Annotated in this window: 16 protein-coding genes; 5 read left to right on the plus strand and 11 right to left on the minus strand. The window is 33.5% G+C overall.

Translation table 11 applies throughout. The features are described from left to right. Positions 1-129: 129 nt before the first annotated feature. From EAG11_RS07730 to EAG11_RS07745, 4 genes are all read right to left on the minus strand, one after another. The gene (locus EAG11_RS07730) at positions 130-1563 is read right to left on the minus strand and encodes a TolC family protein (protein ID WP_129538676.1); all 1434 of its coding nucleotides are present in this window, start codon (positions 1561-1563) and stop codon (positions 130-132) included. Beyond that, positions 1556-4723 carry an efflux RND transporter permease subunit gene (locus EAG11_RS07735; RefSeq protein ID WP_129538677.1) on the minus strand — a complete coding sequence of 1056 codons (3168 nt, stop codon included), beginning with the start codon at positions 4721-4723 and terminating at the stop codon, positions 1556-1558. The genes EAG11_RS07730 and EAG11_RS07735 overlap by 8 nt, the downstream gene beginning before the upstream one ends. Before the next feature lie 117 nt (positions 4724-4840). Further along, on the minus strand, positions 4841-5923 hold the full coding sequence (locus tag EAG11_RS07740) for an efflux RND transporter periplasmic adaptor subunit (RefSeq protein WP_129538678.1): 1083 nt from the start codon (positions 5921-5923) through the stop codon (positions 4841-4843). A 176-nt stretch (positions 5924-6099) separates the two neighbouring features. Then, positions 6100-6486 (minus strand): hypothetical protein, encoded by a 387-nt coding sequence (locus EAG11_RS07745; protein ID WP_129538679.1) that lies wholly within the window; start codon positions 6484-6486, stop codon positions 6100-6102. A 237-nt stretch (positions 6487-6723) separates the two neighbouring features. On the opposite strand from EAG11_RS07745, the gene EAG11_RS07750 reads away from it, so the two are divergent. The 3 genes from EAG11_RS07750 to EAG11_RS07760 all read left to right on the plus strand — a co-directional run bounded on the left by EAG11_RS07750 (position 6724) and on the right by EAG11_RS07760 (position 10083). Continuing rightward, complete coding sequence (locus EAG11_RS07750) at positions 6724-7095, plus strand: hypothetical protein (RefSeq protein ID WP_129538680.1); 372 nt, start codon at positions 6724-6726, stop codon at positions 7093-7095. A 78-nt stretch (positions 7096-7173) separates the two neighbouring features. Continuing rightward, entirely contained in the window at positions 7174-8025 is an 852-nt protein-coding gene (locus EAG11_RS07755) for a hypothetical protein (protein ID WP_129538681.1), read from the plus strand. Positions 8026-8088: 63 nt separating this feature from the next. Then, a complete protein-coding gene (locus EAG11_RS07760; RefSeq protein ID WP_129538682.1) occupies positions 8089-10083 on the plus strand; it encodes a TonB-dependent receptor domain-containing protein in 1995 nt (664 codons plus the stop codon). Positions 10084-10317: 234 nt separating this feature from the next. Here the strand turns inward: EAG11_RS07760 and EAG11_RS22140 are convergent, their stop codons facing one another. Both EAG11_RS22140 and EAG11_RS22145 read right to left on the minus strand, forming a co-directional pair. Beyond that, positions 10318-10608: an EamA family transporter gene (locus EAG11_RS22140; protein WP_242499349.1), complete on the minus strand. Its 291-nt coding sequence runs from the start codon at positions 10606-10608 to the stop codon at positions 10318-10320. Positions 10609-10673: 65 nt separating this feature from the next. Then, the gene (locus tag EAG11_RS22145; RefSeq protein ID WP_242499290.1) at positions 10674-11045 is read right to left on the minus strand and encodes an EamA family transporter; all 372 of its coding nucleotides are present in this window, start codon (positions 11043-11045) and stop codon (positions 10674-10676) included. Positions 11046-11457: 412 nt separating this feature from the next. On the opposite strand from EAG11_RS22145, the gene EAG11_RS07770 reads away from it, so the two are divergent. Beyond that, on the plus strand, positions 11458-12867 hold the full coding sequence (locus EAG11_RS07770) for an MFS transporter (protein ID WP_129538683.1): 1410 nt from the start codon (positions 11458-11460) through the stop codon (positions 12865-12867). 63 nt (positions 12868-12930) lie between these two features. On the opposite strand, the gene EAG11_RS07775 is transcribed toward EAG11_RS07770, so the two are convergent. From EAG11_RS07775 to EAG11_RS07790, 4 genes are all read right to left on the minus strand, one after another. Then, positions 12931-14316, minus strand: coding sequence for an efflux transporter outer membrane subunit (locus EAG11_RS07775; protein ID WP_129538684.1), 1386 nt, complete (start codon positions 14314-14316; stop codon positions 12931-12933). 403 nt (positions 14317-14719) lie between these two features. After that, entirely contained in the window at positions 14720-17869 is a 3150-nt protein-coding gene (locus EAG11_RS07780; RefSeq protein WP_129538685.1) for an efflux RND transporter permease subunit, read from the minus strand. Between the two features lie 6 nt (positions 17870-17875). Then, complete coding sequence (locus EAG11_RS07785; protein WP_129538686.1) at positions 17876-19021, minus strand: efflux RND transporter periplasmic adaptor subunit; 1146 nt, start codon at positions 19019-19021, stop codon at positions 17876-17878. Next, complete coding sequence (locus EAG11_RS07790) at positions 19008-19505, minus strand: DUF2480 family protein (protein WP_129538687.1); 498 nt, start codon at positions 19503-19505, stop codon at positions 19008-19010. Before EAG11_RS07790 ends, EAG11_RS07785 begins: the two co-directional genes overlap by 14 nt. Positions 19506-19940: 435 nt before the next feature. Between EAG11_RS07790 and EAG11_RS07795 the strand changes: the two genes are divergently transcribed. Then, positions 19941-20552 carry a metalloregulator ArsR/SmtB family transcription factor gene (locus EAG11_RS07795; RefSeq protein ID WP_129538688.1) on the plus strand — a complete coding sequence of 204 codons (612 nt, stop codon included), beginning with the start codon at positions 19941-19943 and terminating at the stop codon, positions 20550-20552. Positions 20553-20830: 278 nt separating this feature from the next. Here EAG11_RS07795 and EAG11_RS07800 read toward each other — a convergent pair whose 3' ends face one another. Further along, positions 20831-21934: a lipase family protein gene (locus EAG11_RS07800; RefSeq protein WP_129538689.1), complete on the minus strand. Its 1104-nt coding sequence runs from the start codon at positions 21932-21934 to the stop codon at positions 20831-20833. Between the last annotated feature and the right edge of the window lie 151 nt (positions 21935-22085).

Here is a 22085-nt window from a genome sequence, read left to right on the forward strand (position 1 = left end):
GACATATAGACCTTTGTCAAAGGTTGTTAGAGATTTGACTCTTAAACATCTACAAAATTAAATTTAAGACACAAAAAAACCTCCTAGGATTTTACTCCCAAGAGGTTTTTTAACTACAAATAACCAATTTTATTTCCAGCCACCGCCTAAATCTTTATAAATATAGACTGCAGCATTCAGTTGTTCTTTCTTTGTATCAATCAATTCCAGTTTAGCTTCTAATGCATCACGTTGTGTCATTAGCACTTCAAAATAATCAACTCTCGCAGACTTAAATAAATCATTAGAAATATCAATTGATCTATTTAGAGCAGCTACTTGTTGCGATTTTAGATCATATCCTTTTTGCAGATTATCTATTTTAGATAACTGATTTGATACCTCTAAATAAGCATTTAAAACCGTACGATCATAGTTATACAATGCCTGAAGCTGTCTTGCATTTGCACTGCTAAACTCTGCCTTTATTGCATTTCTATTAATTAATGGCGCAGCCAAATCTCCTGCTAATGAATAAAGTAATGACTCTGGCATAGTAAACAAATAAGTAGGCTTAAATGCCTGTACTCCTATTGTTGCTGAAATATCAAGTGAAGGATAAAATTCTGCGCGAGCCACTTTCACATCTAGTTTCGCAGCTACTAATTCTAACTCAGCCTGTTTAACATCCGGACGATTAGTTAATAATTGTGATGGTATCCCAGAATTAACTGATGCAGGCAGTAAAGTCAAAAATTCAGTATTATCTCTTTTGATTTCCTGTGGATAGCGAGCTAATAAAAAGTTAATTTTATTTTCTGCTTCTTTTATCTTTTGAAGAATCTCAAACTCCATACTTTTTGACGTCAAAACTTCAGCCTGAAATTTCTGAACCCCTAATTCTGTTGCTCTTGCTGCTTGCTTCTGAACTTTTACAATTTCTAATGCATTTGTTTGCAGTTTAATAGTCTGTTTTACAATATCCAACTGACTATCTAAAGCCAATAATTCGTAATAAGAATCGGCAACCTCGGCGATCAGATTTGTGATTACAAAGTTCTTCCCTTCAACTGTAGCTAAATATCTGCTTACAGCTGCCTTTTTAGAATTGCGTAGTTTTTTCCAGATATCAACTTCCCAATTTGCAGAAGCAGCTATAGTAAAATCGCCTAACGGATCAGGTGTTTCTTTACCTGGCTTGATCTCGGTAGTCGCATCTCCTGCCCCTTGGCTAGTATATCGCCCTACTTTCTCTACTCCAGCACCAGCACGGATACCTACTGTAGGCAAAAGCGCTCCTTTACGGACACGAATATCATTTTTAGCTATTTCTATTTCTTGCAAAGTGATGTTTAATTCCTGATTGTTTTTCAATGCAGTATCTATCAAATCTACAAGATTCTTGTCTTTAAAATAATTGTTCCACTTAATATCCGACATATTTGTCGTATCCTTATTACTGCCAAAAGACTCCGGAATTGGATTCTTTGGAGTGTCAGCTACTGTTTGTGGAGTCTTACAACTTACTACAGCAAGACATACTACTAAAACAATACTATATTTATATATTTTTAATTTATACATGATTGTTATCTATTTCTTCTGTTAATGGATTTTCTTCTTCATGTTTTACCAGTTTGTATTTCTCTGCAATTTTAGCAAAAATGAAATACAAGCCCGGAATTACAAATACTCCGCAAATAGTTCCTATAAGCATCCCTCCAGCCGCTGCTGTACCAATGGTTCTGTTACCTATTTTACCTGGACCAGTGGCAAATGCAAGTGGTAATAAACCTGCGATAAACGCAAATGAAGTCATAAGTATTGGACGGAACCTTGCTTTTGCTCCCTCCATTGCAGCTTCAAGTACTGACTTACCTGCGGCATGCCTTTGTATAGCAAACTCTACAATCAATACGGCATTTTTACCCAATAAACCAATAAGCATTACCATGGCAACCTGAGCATAAATGTTGTTTTCTAATCCCGTTAATTTCAATAAAAGGAAAGCTCCAAAAATACCTGCTGGCAATGAAAGAATTACAGATAATGGCAAAATAAAACTTTCATATTGAGCAGCTAGAACCAAATACACAAACCCTAAACAAATCATGAATACCCAAACGGCCTGATTACCCTGAGCAACCTCATCAGCAGAAATACCTGCCCAGTCAATATCATATCCTCTAGGTAATTTTTTTGCCGCAACTTCCTGAATTATTTTAATGGCTGTACCAGAGCTATAACCCGCAGCAGCAGAACCACTAATTTGTGTAGAAGTGTACATATTATGTCTCGTAATTTCCGAAAGTCCGTATACTTTCTCTAATCTCATGAAAGCAGAGAAAGGCACCATTTCATCACGATTGTTTTTTACATACAGTTTTAAAATATCATCCGGCTGAGCACGGTATTCTGGAGAAGCCTGAACAATAACTTTATAGTTAATTCCGTATTTAATAAAACTGATTTCGTAATTACTTCCCACAAGTGTTGACAAAGTATTCATGGCATTCTCGATAGAAACCCCTTTTTGTTGTGCCAAGTCATTGTCGACTTTCATCATATACTGAGGAAAACTAGAACTATAAAAACTGAATACATTAGATAATTCCGGATGCGTGTTTAATTCCTTAACAAAATCGTTATTTACCTGCTCCATTTTTTTGTAATCATTAGAACCAGTCTTGTCTAACAAACGAAGCTCAAATCCTCCTGCAGCTCCATATCCTGGTACCGCTGGCGGTTGAAAAAATTCGATATTAGCACCTGCAATATCTTTAGATTTTTCTTCTAATTCAGCCATAATCTCAAGTACAGAATGCTTTCTATCACTCCAGTCTTTAAGGTTAACTAAACAAGTTCCTGAGTTTGAACCTGTACCTTCAGACAGAATTTCATAACCTGCTAATGAAGAAACAGATTTAACTCCATCTATTTTTTCAGCAATTTTTTGCAGTTTTTCAGCAATATTATTTGTTCTTTCTAATGATGAACCCGGAGGTGTCTGAATAACAGCATAAAACATTCCCTGATCTTCATTAGGAATAAATCCTGATGGAACCGAACTGCTTATTAACCATGTTCCTGCACAAAAACCAAGAAGCGCAACAACAGTTACTACTCTTCGGTCAATAATTTTAGCTAATAGATTTTGATATTTACCTTGAGCTAAATTAAATTTGTTATTGAAACCATCTATAAAAATATTTACAGGTGTTTTCTTTTTAGGCTTACCATGATTATTTTTTAACATCATTGCACAAAGTGCTGGTGTCAATGTCAAAGCCACAATACCCGAAAGTATAATAGCTGTTGCCATTGTAACAGAGAACTGTCTGTAAAATACTCCAACAGGACCTGTCATAAACGCAACTGGAATAAATACTGCAGCCATTAAGAAGGTAATTGCAATAATTGCTCCTGCAATTTCATGCATCGCTTTTTTAGTCGCTTTATATGCCGAAAGATGCTCTTCCTCCATCTTCGCATGGACGGCTTCGATAACCACAATCGCATCATCGACGACGACTCCAATTGCCAGAACTAAAGCAAATAACGTAATCAAGTTCAATGATATGTCAAAAAATGTCATGAATACGAACGTTCCTATCAATGATACAGGTACTGCAATTGCCGGAATAACTGTCGAACGCCAATCGCCCAAGAAAAGGAATACTACTAAACCTACCAGAATAAAAGCTTCAACAAGCGTATGAATTACTTTTTCGATAGAAGCATCTAAGAATTTAGAGACGTCATATGAAATTTCATAATCCATTCCTTTTGGAAATCTTTCTTTGATCTTTTCCAACTTAGCTTTTACTTCTTCAATAACCTGATTGGCATTACTTCCAAAAGACTGTTTTAATACAATAGCTGCTGATGGTCTTCCATTCAAGTTTGAATAAATATCATACATTGAACTTCCAAATTCTATCTTAGCAACATCCTTCAAACGTAAAAGTTCTCCGTTTGCATTTGATTTTACTACAATATTCTCATATTGTTCTTTGGTAGTAAAACGACCAGAATATTTCAATACATATTCAAATGCCTGTGAACGCTTACCAGAACTTTCTCCTGTTTTACCCGGAGAAGCTTCTAAACTTTGGCTTGATAAAGCCTCCATTACTTCATCGGCAGAAATTTTGTAAGCCAACATACGGTCTGGTTTCAACCAAATACGCATAGCATATTCACGTGTTCCTAAGATATCTCCGGAACCAATACCATTTACCCTTTTTAATTCAGAAAGTACATTGATATCTGCATAGTTGTACAAGAATTTCATATCGGTATTTTTATCCGTACTATAAAGATTCACATACATCAACATACTTGGCACTTCACGCGTAATCTTAATCCCTTCTCTAATTACCAAAGGAGGTAATTTATTGGTAACCGAAGCTACACGATTCTGAACGTTAATTGCAGCCTGATTAGGATCAGTACCTAAATTAAAAACTACTTTTATTGTTGCTTCACCATCATTTCCCGCATCAGAAGCCATATATTTCATTCCGGGAACTCCATTTAAAGCTCTTTCCAGAGGAATAACAACTGCTTTTACCATCAATTCTCCATTAGATCCAGGATAATCGGCGGTAACATTTACCATTGGTGGTGAAATTGTAGGGAATTGCGTAATAGGCAAATTCAATACAGACAATATCCCTAAAAAGACAATTATAAGCGATATTACTATCGACAGTACAGGTCTTTGTATAAATTTATTAAACATTTATTTATTTTTTTAATGATTAAACCAAATTGGAATTTCACAATGTGAAATGTAAGCTGTAAACTGTAACTACTATATTGCAAACTGTTACTGCACACTGCTACTTTATACTTAGCCCTATTCCGCTTTTAATCGTAAATTATTAATCACCTTTTGAGGAGCGATATAGCCATATTTAATCTTGTCTTTATCTTTTACCTTCTGAACACCTTCAAGTAAGATTTTATCATTTTCAGTAAGTCCGCTCTTAATCACATACAAATCAGGAATTTCGCCTGTAATTGTGATTTCTTTAGAGCTAACTTTATCATTTTTATCAACTATAAAAACATATTTTTTATCCTGAATTTCGTAAGTCGCTTTTTGTGGAATTACGATAGCATTTTTAAGAGGTACAAGCATCTGAACTTGTCCTGTTTCTCCGTTTCTAAGTAATTTAGCAGCATTCGGGAATCTCGCTCTAAAAGCAATATTTCCTGTTTCATTGTTAAATTCACTTTCGATAACTTCAACATTTCCTCTGTCTTTAAAAAGTTCACCATTTGCCAAAACCAAATTAACTTTAGTTTCTGCACGATCTTTTACATCAGTTTGATATTGTAAATATTCTGGTTCTGACACATTGAAATAGGCAAACATCTGACTGTTATCAGAAAGGCTCGTCAATAGATCTCCTTCCTCGACAAGACTTCCTAATTTTAATGGAATACGGTCGATTGTTCCATCAAATGGAGCTCTAATTTCAGTAAATGATAAATGAAGTTTTGCCAATGCAACTTCGGCTTTTGCAGCTTGAAGTTTAGACAAAGCAACTGCCTGCTCGTTTTTTGAAACGATGTCTTTGGCTACTAATGTTTTTGTATTTTGTAATTCTATTTCTGCAGCTTTTTGCTCAGATTGTGCTTTAAGCAGCTCTGCTTCGTACATTTTAGGCTGAATTCTAAACAGCACCTGTCCAGCTTTTACAAACTGTCCTTCATCAACATAAATGTTTTGTAAAAACCCTTTTTCCTGGGCGCGGAGTTCGATGTTTCGTACAGACTTAATCTGCGAAACATACTCTTTAGTAAATGAAGTGTCAATTTTTACAGGATTGGTCACTGTAAATTTTTCAGCTTCTTCTTTTTCTTCTTTTTTAGTTGTACAACTTGTAAGGTACAACAAGGCAATAACGCCCGTTAACACGACTATTCTCTTCATGGTATAAAATGGTAATTAAGCGATTGAATGCTTGGAATGCGAGGATTCCTTTAGATGTAAAAAAAAACATCAGTAGCCATAGTTATGCATGAACAGTCATACGAGAAGATGTAAATTTAATATACAACCACAAGATATGGATCATTACACTTTAGGTAACCGATGTATCTTGTTTATCAGATTCTTAATACTCGTTGAGTAATATAAATAGGATTGGTTTGGCCACAAAATGGCGTGAAGATTTTGAAATTCTTTTGACAATGGTTTAAAAGTGACTGACAAGAGATTGTCAAATACCAATTATCTAATAAGCTATAATTTCCAGTGAAAAGTTTATCTGAAATTCCGTCTTTGATATCACCACCAAGATGCTCTTCGTCGATATCTAAGTCAGCATCCTCAATTAATGAACTGCCAGAATCTTGATTAGTAAATTTTACTCGGTGTTTTTTTTCTAAACTATGAGAAGAATTAGAATTTTGATGTGTACCCGCATTAAGGTATTGCCCTCCGCCTAGCAGAAGCAATCCTAAATATACAAATAGCACAATTAATTTTCTCATTTGGGGTCAAAAGTAAACAAAGTATTGAAACAAAAAAAGAAATTTCACTAGGCTTTAACAAGTAAAAGCCAACGAAAACGTTTTCTATTGGTTACCAAATAGTTATTATCTTAAAATAAATAAAAAAAGACCTCATAAAAGTAAAAAAAGTCTCTTTATCTCAATTTTTACTTAATATGACAAGAATCATATTTTGCAAAAAAAGTTGCTCTTAACTTTGTGGTTTCAAGAAATATAATGAAAAGCCTTGCTTACATCTTTTTAATAGCTATAATTTTAAGACCAGTATTTCCAGTCTTGGACTACATCATTAATTATGATTATATAGCAACAGAACTTTGTGAGAACAAAAGCCTGCCACAATTAGATTGTAAAGGAAAATGTTATTTAAAAAAAGAATTAAGCAAAGCCTCTGAGAATGATTCTCCTTCATCAACAGAAAAAAAAATCTTCCCAACAGGAATTGATTTATTATTTATTGAAAAAATGGATTCTTTTAATTTTAACCTCGCTATTGAATCAATAGTAAAGAAAGACATACTTCCTAGAAATTTCTATTCTTATTCTAATATTAACCATCTCTTTCGTCCACCTGCCCTTCTGTATTAATTTTTGAAATCTTTTTTAATTGTCTTCTCGGTCTTTCAACCGACAAGCATTTTATTATCCATTTTTAATTTAATACTCATGAAAAATTTAAAATATTTATCAGTCCTCATTTTAGCAATTTCCTTTTTTTCTTGTTCCTCTGATAGTGATTCAGCACCAGAAAACCCTATTAACGAAACTTCAGGACTTATTAAAGTTCAAGAACTATCTAATGATAATCATACTGTTGAACTTTATACAGAAACAGGAAAGCTTACACAAGGCTACAATCAAATCTCATTAAGGATAAAAGACAAAACAACCAACAAATATGTAACCAATGCATCTCTTAACTGGGTGCCTATAATGAATATGGCAACAATGAAACATTCTTGCCCTAAATCTTTAATTGAAAAAGTCTCCGATAAACAAACACTATATAATGGTAATATCATTTTTCAAATGGCTCAAAACACCTCTGATTTTTGGGAATTAAAAATTAATTATACCATTAATGCTATTGATTATACAGTAACGACACCGATAAGCGTTACTGCTTCAGACAAACGTATCGTAAACTCTTTTACAGGAACAGATGGTGTAAGATATGTTTTGGCATATATTTCTCCTAAAACTCCTAAAATAGGTTTAAACAATATGACTGTAAGTTTATACAAAATGGAAGATATGATGACATTTACTGCAGTTGATAAATTTAAAGTAAAAATCGATCCTAGGATGCCTAGTATGGGTAATCACAGTTCGCCAAACAATACCGATTTAGTACAATCAGTATCAGGAGATTTATATAACGGAAAACTTTCCTTAACAATGACTGGGTATTGGAAAATTAACATACAACTCTTAAATGCTTCTGGGGAGGTATTAAAAGGAGAAGTAGTCACTCCTGAAAACGCATCTAGCAGTCTGTTCTTTGAGCTTGAATTTTAATCATTTTATTACTAACAAGAAAGAACCAAGTGATAGCGCTTGGTTCTAATTATTTATGATATTATGAAAACTATAGCAACAATTCTGTTAGCAACATTTACAAGTATTTGTTTTGCACAGAAAGAAGAAAAAGACAGTATTTCTCCAATAGGTCTGAATGAAATAATTGTTATTGGTAAAAAAATACCAACATACAAAAAACAGTCTAAATCGTTAGCAACAGTCGAGGAATACTTACAGCAGTCATCGAAAGTAAATATGGTACGAAGAGGCGGATATGCTCTTGAACCTATCATTAATAGCATGACTACCGAACGAACAGTGATAACAATAGATGGCATGCGGATTTTTGGTGCTTGTACTGATAAAATGGATCCCGTGACCTCTTATGTTGAAGTGTCAAACCTTTCTGAAGCATCTATTGCTTCTGGTCAGCAAGGAAGCTGTCATGGACCTACAATCGGTGGAGCTATTGACCTGAAACGGACTAACCTTATTCAAAAAGAACTTGGATGGAATGGAATTTTTAAAACAGGTTACGAAACTAATAATCAGCAAAAAATCATCGGAACATCCATAGGCTACAATCATAGTTCATTTTACTTCAATACTGATTTTACCTATCGCGATGCTGAAAATTACAAAGCTGGAAATCATCAAGAGATTAATTTTTCTCAATTTACAAAATACAATCTATCAGCCACGGCAGGCTATTATCTAAACAAAAAAAGCTTAATAGAAGGTTCTATAATTTATGATAAAGCTACAGATGTAGGTTATCCTGCACTACCTATGGATGTTTCTTTGGCAAAAGCCACAATAACCTCATTACGTTACAATTACATTCCTGCTTCTACCCATTTCACCAATTGGGAAACGAAAGTATATTTTAATACCATAACCCACAGAATGGACGATACCAAAAGACCAAACGTGCCCATTCATATGGATATGCCAGGTTGGTCAGACACCTACGGATACTATTCAAAATTAAAAGGGAAATTCAAAAACCATCACTTTATGACAAACCTTAATGGTTTTTACAATAAATCGATTGCCGAAATGACCATGTATCCTAACAATCCTAGTGAAAACGCAATGTTTATGTACACTTGGCCCGATGTTAGAACATTATATAACGGGGTGTATTTAGAAGATGCAATACAAGTTTCCTCAAACTCTACCGTCAAACTTTTTGCAAATATCGGAATGCAATCAAATAAGGTGGCAGATGAATTTGGTTTGCAAAGCCTACAGATATTTTATCCTGATATGAATGCATCCAAAAATAGAATCTTAAAAAGTCTGTCTGGAAATTACATTTTGCATCATGATAAATTTGAATATGGTTTGGGTTTAGCCTACGGCGAAAGAGCACCATCAGTTTCTGAAGGCTATGGCTATTATCTATACAACAGCAATGATTTTTATGATTATATCGGAAATCCTAATCTAGAAAACGAAAAATCATTTGAAGCGAATCTCTCTTTTGGATTTAAAACCGAGAGATTTATCGCTAGTTTAACTTCGTCATTTTTTCATATTCAGGATTATATTGTCGGCAAGATTGATACCAACATACAACCAATGACTATTGGAGCTTCGGGAGTAAAAGTATATAACGCTTTAAATTATGGTACAATTTTTAATACCGATTTGAATCTGGAATATAAAATTGCAGAAAATTGGAACTTTAAAACAATGTTTGTTTATAGCTACGGAAAAGACAATCATAACAATAATCTCCCATTTATAAGTCCGTTACGTTATTCGGGGAATATTCAATACAAAAAAGAACACTTTAATCTAGGATTTGGTGCCTCTGGAAATTTAACACAAACAAAATTCGCTCCTGTATATGGAGAAAACAAAACACCTGATTATGTGATTTTTAATTTAAATGCAGGATATACATTGCCATGGAATCATAACAAGCTAAACATTCAGGCTGGAATAGAAAATATGCTTGATAAATATTATACCACATTCTCCGATTGGAATAAAATTCCGCGACAAGGACGAAACTTCTTTATTAATCTTACATATGCTCTATTTTAGTAATCATAATGGTAGCTCAGATTTTAGACAATCGTTTCCATAGTCAATACGAAAAAAATAAACCTCTCAAAATAACTTGAGAGGCTTATTACGTTTACTTCTGTTTTCGTAAAGAAATTATTGTTTGTAAAATGACTGAACTCATCACAAAAAACAATCCAATATAAAATGAATTATTCACTTCTTTACCTTCATTAAAAAAGACGAAGGCCAAGATTATTGCATAAATAGGTTCTAAATTAAAACTAAGATTAACCGTAAAAGCTGGAATCTTTTTAAGGATTCAGCAAATAAAACATACAACCCAACAGTACAAAATAGCGACAATAAAATCAAGTAAAAGAAATCTTCTCTGCTTGGAATTAAACTCTGTGCAGGAAAGAAACTTAAATAGATGGGCATTAGAATTGTTAAACCTATTATCCCTCCAATCATCTGATAGTAATTAATGACTTTACTATCATAAACTCTAACTAATTTTTCATTATAAATAGTGTAAACTGCTGCAAATGCTGATGATATCACACCTAGTAAAATTCCTGTTTGATATGATCCGTCAAAGTGAAAGATTAAGCTAATCCCAAATACCGTTATCGCACTAAATAACAATTGAGAAAAAACAATCTTTTTCTATTAATCAATGGATCAAAAATCGCAGTAAAAAAACTGGTAAGGCAATAACAAATAACACCTATAGAAATGTTAGAATATTTTATACTTGCATAAAAAAACACCCAATGAATGGCTATGCAAATACCTATTTTAGAAATATTTATTTTTTCATAGCTCTTCATTTGACTTGAAGTCTTTGTCAACTTTAAAAGGAGAAATAGAATAATAGCCGAAAACAAAGTTCTATACCAAACTAATAAACCTTCGTTAAGGGAAATAAGCTTACCGAAAATACCGGTAAAACCAGAAAGTATTACAGCCACGTGTAATAATAAATAGGAATTTTTCATAAAGAATTGTCTGCCGGAAGAACCGAACAAAATTTTAATTTAATACTAAGTAAACAATGAAGCATAACAAAACAGTCGATTAATTATCAACTATAAAACTTCATCTTAATTTTAGACTGAAATTAAAATCTTGGCGGAGGAAGACAACCTTTTCTATTCATTTTATATTTTTGTAAATATATTAAATCAAACCTAAATAATGAAAATCTGGATTCTGATTATTTCTTAATCGAGAAATGATTAAATTTGATATCAGTCGTATATAAACCTCCAGTTTACTATTGATTGTCTTACTCATTAATGCTAGAAAGAACCTTATTATAATGCAAAAGAATTAATGACTTCTCTGATAAATGAAACGAACAAGATTTTAAAATAAACTCATATTTAAATTCTAAATAAAATATTAAAGATGAATGCAAATAGTGCAGGACAAAACAAGGAAACAATCAAAAAAGTATTACCCCTCATATTGGCGACTTCCATTTTCATGCAAATGCTCGATTCTACTATCCTTAATACGTCGATAACAGCTATTGCCAAAGATCTAAACGAGTCGCCGCTTGACATGCAAAATGCTATTATCAGCTATGTTTTAACTCTGGCACTTTTTATGCCTGTTAGCGGTTTTTTGTCTGATAAATTTGGCACCAAGAAAGTATTTATTTTTGCGTTACTATTATTCAGCCTAGGCTCTTTATTCTGTTCGCTTTCTCAAAACTTAACTCATTTAGTTTTTTCTCGTGTAATTCAGGGTATTGGAGGAAGTTTAATGACACCTGTAGGAAAGCTTGCACTTATTAAAACATTTCCAAAAAAAGAATTATTAAAGGCAATGAATTTTGCCATTATTCCTGCCTTAATTGGTCCAGTATTAGGTCCATTGGTTGGTGGATATATGGTTGATTATTTGTCGTGGCATTGGATTTTCCTGATTAATATCCCATTTGGAATTATTGGTATTCTATTAAGTTTAAAATACATGCCTGATTATAAATCTCCTATAATCGATTTTGACTTAAAAGGCTTCTTAATCTTTGCTGCAGCCTCGCTCCTGTTGTCTATTTCTTTAGAATTATTTGGTAACACCGTTCAGTTAACATCCGTTTTACTGATATTAATGTCAGGTTTAATGATGTTGTATTGGTATTATCGTCATGCTTTAACCGACAACAACCCTATTTTTCCTTTAAATTTATTTCAGGTAAGAACCTTTCGTGTGGGCATAATAGGTAACCTCGCAACTCGTTTGGGTTTTAGTTCAATCCCTTTATTATTACCTATGATGATTCAGATAGCCTACGGGCAGTCGGCAGTTACTTCAGGATGGATTGTCGCTCCCATGGCTCTCACTGCAATGTTTGGAAAATCGGCAGTAATTAAAATATTAAATACTTACGGATATAGAAAAACTTTAATGGTGAACACTTTTATTATTGGCATCCTAATTTGTACCCTTGCCATTCCATCCATTCATACTTCTATCTATTGGTATATTCCTATTATTTCGGTATTAGGATTCTTTAACTCTATACAATTTACCTCTATGAATTCTATTTCTATTGCCGATTTGAGAAATTATCATACTAGTAGTGGTAACTCATTAGTTTCTGTAAATCAGCAACTGGCAATTGGTTTTGGTATTGCTTTCGGACTATTGGTTCTTAAAATTTTTCAAGGTGATGTAAAACTCATTCACAACGAAATTCACAATGCTTTTCGATATACATTTTTGGTTGTAGGCTTTCTGACTATTTTATCTGGGTTAGTTTTCAGAAGACTGCATGATAAAGATGGTGACAATTTAAAGTCAGCTAATTAATAAAACATAAAACCCAACTCTAAAATTAGAATTGAGCTTTATTATTTTCTTGAATTTTATAAATTAATTCCATCCGCCACCAAGAGCGCGATATAGATTTACAACTGCATGTAATTTTTGGCTTTGATCATCAATTCCTTTTAGTTGCGCATTTAGCAAGTTCTGTTCGGCTGTTAATACATCGGTATAATTAGTAGTAGAATTATTTAATAACTCTTTATTAAAATCTACCGCTTTAAATAAAGCCTCTAACTGTTTTTTCCTTTTTTCTTCTTTTAAGGTGGCTTTATCGTATCTAGACAAAGCATTCGAAACTTCTTCGCTTGCTTTTAACATCGAAAGTTCAAAATTATATAGCGCTTCTTTTTGCAAAGACAATGCTGTAGCTAATCTTGCCTTATTGATTCCTTTATTAAAAATAGGTTGTGTAAGTCCTCCGGCTATATTGCCAAAAAGTCCACCGTTTGTAAACCAATCTTTTAATCCAAAACTAGAAAAACCTGCTGCTCCACTGATTGTTAAAGCAGGATAGAAATAAGCTCTTGCTACATTACTTTCTTCAAATGCGACTCTAAAATTATATTCGGCTTGTTGTACATCTGGTCTATTAGCAAGAAGTTGCATCGGAACTCCTATTTTTAAATCATAAACAAGTTTTTGTTGTTCTAGAGAACTACGTTCAATCTTAGTTGGAGATTTTGCCAGAAGCACGCACAAAGCATGTTCTGTTTCAGTTATCTTTTGTTCGATATCAGGAATAGCTAATTCAGCTTCATAAAAATTGGCTTCGCTCTGTACCACTGCTACTCCATTAATAATCGAATTTTCGAAAAGAACCTTAATCGTTTCTGCATCGGTTTCTCTATTTTTGGCTGTCTTTTTAAGTACTTTTAATTGTTCGTCGAGTATCAGTAACTCATAATACGAATTAGCAATATTAGCAATAAGTTGGGTCTGAATGGCGCGTTTAGCTGCATCTGTAGCTAATAAATTGGCAATAGCTCCCTTTTTGGCACTTTTTAATTTACCCCAAACATCTGCTTCCCATCCAACAGTAATACCCAAATCATATTGTGTCGATTGGTCAAAAAGCCCAAACCCTTGCGGGAAAGCTAATCTGGATTCTTTTACAGAAACGTTACCATCTACCGAAGGCAAAAAAGCAGCTTTTTTCAGTCTAAGGTTAGCTGTTGATTGGTTGATACGTTCTACCGCAATCTTTAAATCTAGATTTGCCGCCAATCCTTCGGAAATAAGTTGCTGCAAATTAACATCTGTAAATAGCTCTGACCATTTCATTGTTGCCATGTTTGTAGTGTCCTTATTATCAGGCTCACGATACGTTACTGTTGTTGCTGGTTTTGTATAAGGTTTCGTGATTTTACACGAACTCCATATACTGCCAACAATCAGTATAATAACTATTAATTTATAATTGTATTTATTCATTATAATATGTTTTTTGTTTTAATCTATAATTTTAACCGCAAGGTTCGCTAGTAAAGTCTCTCTCCAATATTGTCATTTCGACGCAGGAGACTCGAGCGATAGCGAACAGACGTAGTAAATCTCCGCGAGAAACTCCATAATCTTTGTCGAGCAACTTAATGAGACCCTTCCTTCGTCAGGGTGACAAGATTGTTGTAGTATTATGGTCTATGTAAAAATTTAATCGTAGTTTTCAGAAAGGTTTTCACAGCGTCCACAAAGCAGGTTCAACACAAAACTTTGCGAACTTTGCGTTTTACAAAACCATCCAGGTAAAAACTTTGCGTCCTTCGCGGTAAAATAACCACAAAACTATTCCCTCTGAACCTTTGTCCCTTTGCTACTCTGAACCTTTGAACCTTCTTTAATCAATTTGTCTCGGCTCATGAATTGGTTCTTTTACTCCACCTATTTTTTCTTGCATAGATTGAAAAATGATAAACAACACTGGAATTACAAAAACTCCGAATAATGTACCAATCAACATTCCGCCAACAGCAGCTGTACCAATTGATCTGTTACTTAATGCTCCAGCTCCTGTAGCAATCATCAATGGAATTAATCCGAAAATAAAAGCAAAAGAGGTCATTAATATTGGTCTTAATCTGGCTCTTGCTCCAAATATTGCGGACTGTACTAGACTTCTTCCGCTTAAGCGATGTAATAGTGCAAACTCTACAATAAGAATTGCATTTTTGGCCAAAAGACCTATTAACATAATCAAACTTATCTGAAGGAAAATATTATTGTCAACCCCAAAAAGATTCGCAAATATAAATGCTCCCGCAAGTCCTATTGGTAAGGATAACAATACCGAAAATGGCAAAATATAACTCTTGTATTGTGCACTTAGCAAAAAGTAAATAAAGATCAAACAAAGCCCAAAGATTAATATTGTTTGGCTTCCGCTAGAAAGCTCTTCTTTGGTTAAACCAGAAAACTGATATGTATATCCTCTGTCTAATGTTTGGGCAGCCACTTCCTCGATTGCCTTTATCGCATCACCAGAACTATATCCTGCATTTGGTGCGCCTGTAACTGTAGTAGACGTAAATAAATTAAACCGATTTAGAAATTCAGGACCGTATGTTTTTTTCAACGTTACAAATTCCGATATTGGAGCCATTGCTCCTTTATCTGTTCTGACAAATATTTTATTGATATCACTTTCTTTTGCTCTATAGTCAGGATGCGATTGTAACATCACCCGATATTGTTTTCCAAATCTATTAATATCCGAAGCATAAATTCCGCCAAAATACCCTTGGAGCGTATTAAGCACCGTATTTACAGACACACCTGCGTCTTTGCACTTTGCTACGTTTACATTGACTTCCATTTCTGGGAATCCAATATTAAACGGACTTGTTGCATACATAATCTCAGGTCTTTGATTGATTGCTGCCATAAATTTTCCGATATTTTTATCAAAATTCTGATAGCTACCTCCCGTTTTATCTTGCAATTGTACTTCGAATCCATTGCTATTTCCAAATCCTTGTAAGGTTGGTGCAGCAAAGAAAATAATACTTGCCCCTTTTATATGTGCTGTTTTTGCAAACAACTGACCAACGATTGAGTTAACATCCTGAGTTTTGCCTTTTCTTTCGTTCCATGGCTTTAGCCTAATAAACAATGCTCCATAAGAACCTCCATTTCCATGAATTAAATCCATTCCAGAAAGTGTCGATGAAAGCTCTATTTCTGGAATACTTCTCGCAATACTATCAATTTCTTTGGTAATTTCTTCGGTACGTTCCAGAGTCGAAGATGGTGGTAAAACTACATTTCCAAAAATAGCTCCTCCATCATCATTAGGTACAAAACCAGTTGGCGTATTTTTCATAAGTACATAGAACACTATTCCGAAAATTGCAATTGCAACTAAGGATATCCATTTTCTACGAATCAGGAATCGAACTGCATTAATATATTTATTTGTAACCGTTTCAAAAGCTACATTAAAACTCGCATAGAATTTAGGCAAGAAACCTTTGGGATAATCTGATTTTTGTGAATCGTGTGGTTTTAATAATATAGCACAAAGAGCAGGACTTAAAGTCAATGCATTAACTGCAGAAATTAATATGGCTACTGCCAATGTCAATCCGAATTGTTTGTAAAACACACCCGCCGAACCTGTAATGAATGTAACCGGAATAAATACTGCTGACATAATTAAGGTGATTGATATAATCGCTCCACTAATCTCACTCATAGCATGTATAGTCGCTTTCTTAGCCGATTTTGCACCTTGATCTAATTTTGCATGAACAGCCTCAACAACTACAATCGCATCATCCACGACAATACCAATAGCAAGAACCAAAGCAAAAAGAGTCAATAAATTAATCGTAAAGCCAAATAACTTCAAGAAAAAGAAGGTACCGATAATCGATACTGGAACTGCAATTGCTGGAATTAATGTAGATCTAAAATCTTGCAAAAAGATAAATACAACAATAAAAACCAGAATAAAAGCTTCAATAATAGTATAAACCACCTTTTCGATTGAAGCGTCTAAAAAGTCATTGGCATTTAGAAATGTATGATACTCTAATCCTGGAGGGAAATCTTTAGATGCTTTTTTTAAGATGTCTTCACAAGCAATAATAAGCTCTCTGGCATTGGATCCTGAAATTTGACTTATTGCTCCTCCCGAAGAAACTTTTCCTTGAGTAATTAATGAAGTCGTATAATCTAAAGCACCAAACTCAATATCAGCTACATCTTTTAAGCGCAACAAACTCCCCTGTTTACCACTTCGTAAAACAATGTTTTCAAAGGCAGCAGGGCTTTCTAATCTTCCTGTAAATTTTAGAGCATATTGAACTGATTCTTTACTATTTTCTCCAATTTTCCCTGGGGCTGCTTCGATATTTTGTTCTTTTAATGCCGCGATGATATCATCAGGAACAAGGCCTTGACTTGCCATCGCATCAGGTTTTAACCAAATACGCATTGAATATTCCTGGCTCGTATAAATTTCTGTCCCTCCTACACCTTCGACACGTTTCATCTCTGGCATAATATTTATTCTCAAATAATTATCGAGAAATTTTTCATCATACTTTCCATCTTTGCTATATAACAAAAAACTAAAAGCAGTACTGCTTAGTTGTTTGCTTGTTGTAATCCCAGATTTTATGACCTCATTAGGTAATAAACTTGTAGCTTTTGTAACTCTGTTCTGAACATTTACTGCAGCCATATCAGGGTTAGTTCCCTGCTTAAAGAATATCGTTATTGATGCATTACCATTGCTGCTTGCAGTAGAAGTCATATAGCTCATATTCTCTACTCCATTTATCTGTTCTTCTAAAGGAACAATCACACTTTTCATGACCACATCGGCACTTGCTCCTTGATACGAAGCTGTTACAACAACTGTAGGTGGAGCAATTTCGGGATATTGAGAGATAGGCAATGAAGCCAATCCTAATAATCCCAAAATCACTATTATTATCGATATTACCGTGGATAATACCGGATTTTCTATAAATTTTCTAAACATGATTTATTATTTTTTAGCTAAAGAAGCTATCGGTGCTATTTTCATTCCATCTCTTAAATTTCCAATTCCGTCAACAATTATAGTATCTCCAGATTTTACGCCTTCGGTTACTACATATTCTTTTTCGGTTGCAGTGTTTCTTATTTTTATTTCAGTATTATGTGCTACGTTTTTTGCATCTACAGTAAAGACAAAAAAGCGCCCTTGCAATTCAAATACTGCCTTTTTAGGAACCAGGATTGCATCTTCTAATTGTGTTGGAATAACAATCGTAGCGCTTGCTCCACTCCAAAGTTTAGCATCTGGATTTGGAAAAACTGCTTTAAAATTAGCAGCTCCAGTACTTGCATTTAATACACCACTTAAAGTTTGAATTTTTCCTTTTAGTGGATATGTTTCTCCATCAGCAGTAACTAAAGAAACGGCTGGCATATTCTTAAATTTTTCTTTTAATTGATTTCCTGAATATTGACTCAAAAAAGAATTTAATTGTTGCTGACTTAATGAGAAATAAGCAAAAACGTTTTTGGTATTAGCAACTGTAGTTATAGGATCTGGTGCAGAACTACTCACCAAACTTCCTATCTTATACGGTAGGCTTCCTACTACTCCATTTATTGGACTCACTATATTGGTGAAAGCAAGCTTTGATTTAGCTGCTGACAAATCAGCATTTGCCTGACTTAATTCAGCTCTTTTTACTCTTTCTATATTCTTGGCAGATGTTAATTCGTAGTTGTTTATTATCTTTTTTTCTGCCAATGCTGCCGTTCTTTTGGTTTGTATAACTGCTGTTTCCAAGCTGGCTTCGGCAGCTAGAACTGCCGCTTTTTTGTTGTTTACTTCTTGTAAATAACTATTAGCGTCTATTTTAAATAAAGGCTTCCCTTTGGTTACAACCGAACCTTCTTCTACATAAACCTGCTCTATATATCCGTCGATTTTAGAGCGTATTTCGACTGTTTGTTCTCCTTCTAATGTTGTTGGAAATTCAATAGAAACATTTGCTTCTTGAGCCTTTAATATAAGTGTTGGATATGCTGTCGGACTTTCTATTTGTTCTGTACTTTTTGTATTACATGAAACTATCGAAAGAGTTCCTATGAACAGAATTGCTATTATATTTTCATTATATCTCTTATTTTCTTTTATAAATCATTAAAGGAGAACCTGCTTCTCCCCACATTAAGGTTTGTACATATTTTATTAACTGACTTGTAGCCAATACAAGAATTTCTTCTGGTATAGCTGTATTTGCTTTTAAAACCACTTTCTGACCGATAAAAGCCGAAAATTCTATCTTTCTTATTCTTTCCATCCATAAAAGGTTTTCATGATTCCCTATTGTTGAATACACCACTATAGATGCATGAGGAGCTAAGAGTGAACTAATTAATGCATAAGCCCAAAGTGGTATAATCGCATCATTAGAACAACAGATAACAACGTCTTTTCCTGTAAATTGATTCCAATCTATTTGAGCCATTTCTGATCGAAATATTTTTTCCTGTAATAGAAAATCTTCTATTAGAAATGGTACAATATCAAATACTATAAAATCTTCTCCATTAGATTTATAGTTACGTAGATCTAGTGTTTGTATGCCTGAAGCATCTATTTTATTTATTATTTCCATATTCTGATTATTAAATTATTGAGTTATTTATTGCGTTATAATTTTTGGGTATTGCTAATTTTTAGACATAGGTATCCCCCGCCCAATCTGAATACTATTCTAGGTTGCTGAGCACATTGTAAAAACTGCTTTAATTTTAATTAAAGATTTTTGAGATTTCTAAAAATCTATAGTTGAGGATATATACTAATTGTAAATTTCATAAGTACATTCCAGTACGGAACGATGTATACAGGAAAGTCAATCATATTATATGAACTAATGGGAAGCTCTTGTAATTCTAATAACATAATCTATAATTTTACGTTTTTAAATTCTGTAACTTACAATATTGATTGAATTTAGGTGGATAAAATCTTCCAATCAGCTTTGATAAGTTATGCAAAATTAATAATTTTGCATAATAAAACAACTAAATACTTGTTTTATTAATTTATGACTACAAATAAGATATTAATGCTACTCAAAATGCGAGGTCCTCTTACGGCTCTTGAAATTGCGCATGAACTTAAGATAACAAAGGAAGGGGTTAGACAACAGCTACTTAAACTTGTTGAAGAGGATCTTATTCATCCACAAGAAGAATCCAAAGGTGTGGGTAGACCTCAAAAAACATTTAGCCTAACTTCAAATGGAAATGCAAAATTTCCAGACACGCACGCTGAATTAACTCTAAAGTTGATAAACATTATTAATGCAATGGGTGAAAATGCTTTGCAAACGGTTATAGATGTTTATGAAGAAACAGGAAAAAAGAAATATCATGAAGAAATTGATACCATTAGTAATCTGGAACAAAAATTACAAAAACTTGTCGAAATAAGAACAAGAGAAGGTTATATGGCGGAATACTCAAAAAATGATGAGGGTTATCTTTTAGTCGAAAATCATTGCCCAATTTGTGCGGCCGCAACTATATATCAAGGTTTTTGTTCTTCTGAATTAAATACTTTTAGATCAGTATTAGGTAAAGATATTATAATTAATCGCGTTAGCCATATCATCGGAGGTGACAGAAGATGTGCGTATCAGATTACTTCTAATTAGTTTTTTTTAGTTTCAGGTTTTAAATTTTTGGTTTCAAGTTTCAGGTTATGCAATCGCTATTTTTAGTTATTATTTTTGCCGATATCGAAGTTACGAGACGCAAGAAATTGTTTTTAATAGCTCTAGTGGAGCGATACCGATCTCAGATTATTAAATATAACACCCCGATGGGGTTCTTTTGAAAAAAATATCTTTCCTATAAACATAATGTCCGATGGGACTTACTTATCAGGTGATTAAGAGTAGCTTGATAACAATTGAATCCTAAGATCGTTAACTTACTCTAGCTGATTTAAGAGATATAAATAAGGTGGAAAAGAATGATGCATCATTATGTCCTTTGTATTATTTGGGAATTTTTCATAATAATTTATATCATTGGGGTTCGGATATAGAACAATCGTATTTCCAGTTCTCACATAATTGTTACTATTATAAAATGGAGGTGGTACAAATTCTGGTAAAAATTCTTTCACTCTTTTTGCCATTTCTTTACCTAATATTTTTTGATATGTCTTAACGGTTTTACGGGATGGATCTGTTAGTTTTCCATAAACCATATTTAAAAACATTCTCTTAAAAAAAGTCTGATTTTTAATAGTTTCTTCTACCATTGCAATTGGACTTACTATTGGTAAATCTTCTGGCGTTTCAACCGAAAAAGGTGTTTGAGGTACCCAATCTGCGGCGCTTACTACATTAAATGCCCAACCGTTTTGCGTTTTACGCTCATAATCATATGCAAAATATAAATTCCCTGGTTTTGGTGCAGCACTACAATACGTTTTGAAACGAATATCGGCAGGTAGTTTACCTTTGCTTTGTAAACTATAAAAATGAGCCGTAAGTAGATAGCTTATACCTCCACCTTGGCTATGTCCCATAATTATGAAATTTTTAATTCCTGAATTATAACAAGAATCTATCTTAGGAAGCATTTCCTTTGAAATAAAAGCAGTACTTAACAGATATCCTGTATGAACGGCGGCATCTTTATTAGTCGATAATTCATACTCAAATGTCTCTGAATTAGAAATTTTCATTTCTCCTTTTGCCGGTGTCATTGCTGCATAAAGATTAGCAAGCCAGCTTTCTCCTTTTTCAGTAGTTCCTCTTGTGCATAATACAGCTGTATTTTCATCTTTTAGCCATAACTCCCAAAGATTATCCAGTCCTATTGGCTTACTTCTATACACCAGTTTTGAGTGTTCTGGCTGAGGAATTAGTTTTGCTTTTTCAGGAGATTCTGTCGATTGAGTAGCCAAATATATTAATTCTCTATATTCAGCTTTATCAAAACCTGGCTTTAAATTTTGCGAAAAACCATCTAAAAAATTAAACAGTAAGAAGCATATAAGGACTAATAATTTTAGAAATTTCATAGCGTAAACATTGATTGATTATTAATAATATTATTTTAACTAAACACTGATTTAAAAGTCATTATATACAATAATATAAACTTTTACTTTAAAATAAAAAGCAATAACTACTAAGCATTTAATTTGTAAACTTATCTTACAATAAATATAA

The sequence above is a fragment of the Flavobacterium sp. 140616W15 genome (assembly GCF_003668995.1).
GTDB lineage: Bacteria > Bacteroidota > Bacteroidia > Flavobacteriales > Flavobacteriaceae > Flavobacterium.

Excerpts from the sequence above, each read along its gene's own strand:
- EAG11_RS07730 (WP_129538676.1), bottom strand. The coding sequence starts at position 1,563 with ATGTATAAATTAAAAATATATAAATATAGTATTGTTTTAGTAGTATGT.
- EAG11_RS07735 (WP_129538677.1), bottom strand. The coding sequence starts at position 4,723 with ATGTTTAATAAATTTATACAAAGACCTGTACTGTCGATAGTAATATCG.
- EAG11_RS07740 (WP_129538678.1), bottom strand. The coding sequence starts at position 5,923 with ATGAAGAGAATAGTCGTGTTAACGGGCGTTATTGCCTTGTTGTACCTT.
- EAG11_RS07745 (WP_129538679.1), bottom strand. The coding sequence starts at position 6,486 with ATGAGAAAATTAATTGTGCTATTTGTATATTTAGGATTGCTTCTGCTA.
- EAG11_RS07750 (WP_129538680.1), top strand. The coding sequence starts at position 6,724 with ATGAAAAGCCTTGCTTACATCTTTTTAATAGCTATAATTTTAAGACCA.
- EAG11_RS07755 (WP_129538681.1), top strand. The coding sequence starts at position 7,174 with ATGAAAAATTTAAAATATTTATCAGTCCTCATTTTAGCAATTTCCTTT.
- EAG11_RS07760 (WP_129538682.1), top strand. The coding sequence starts at position 8,089 with ATGAAAACTATAGCAACAATTCTGTTAGCAACATTTACAAGTATTTGT.
- EAG11_RS22145 (WP_242499290.1), bottom strand. The coding sequence starts at position 11,045 with ATGAAAAATTCCTATTTATTATTACACGTGGCTGTAATACTTTCTGGT.
- EAG11_RS07770 (WP_129538683.1), top strand. The coding sequence starts at position 11,458 with ATGAATGCAAATAGTGCAGGACAAAACAAGGAAACAATCAAAAAAGTA.
- EAG11_RS07775 (WP_129538684.1), bottom strand. The coding sequence starts at position 14,316 with ATGAATAAATACAATTATAAATTAATAGTTATTATACTGATTGTTGGC.
- EAG11_RS07780 (WP_129538685.1), bottom strand. The coding sequence starts at position 17,869 with ATGTTTAGAAAATTTATAGAAAATCCGGTATTATCCACGGTAATATCG.
- EAG11_RS07790 (WP_129538687.1), bottom strand. The coding sequence starts at position 19,505 with ATGGAAATAATAAATAAAATAGATGCTTCAGGCATACAAACACTAGAT.
- EAG11_RS07795 (WP_129538688.1), top strand. The coding sequence starts at position 19,941 with ATGACTACAAATAAGATATTAATGCTACTCAAAATGCGAGGTCCTCTT.
- EAG11_RS07800 (WP_129538689.1), bottom strand. The coding sequence starts at position 21,934 with ATGAAATTTCTAAAATTATTAGTCCTTATATGCTTCTTACTGTTTAAT.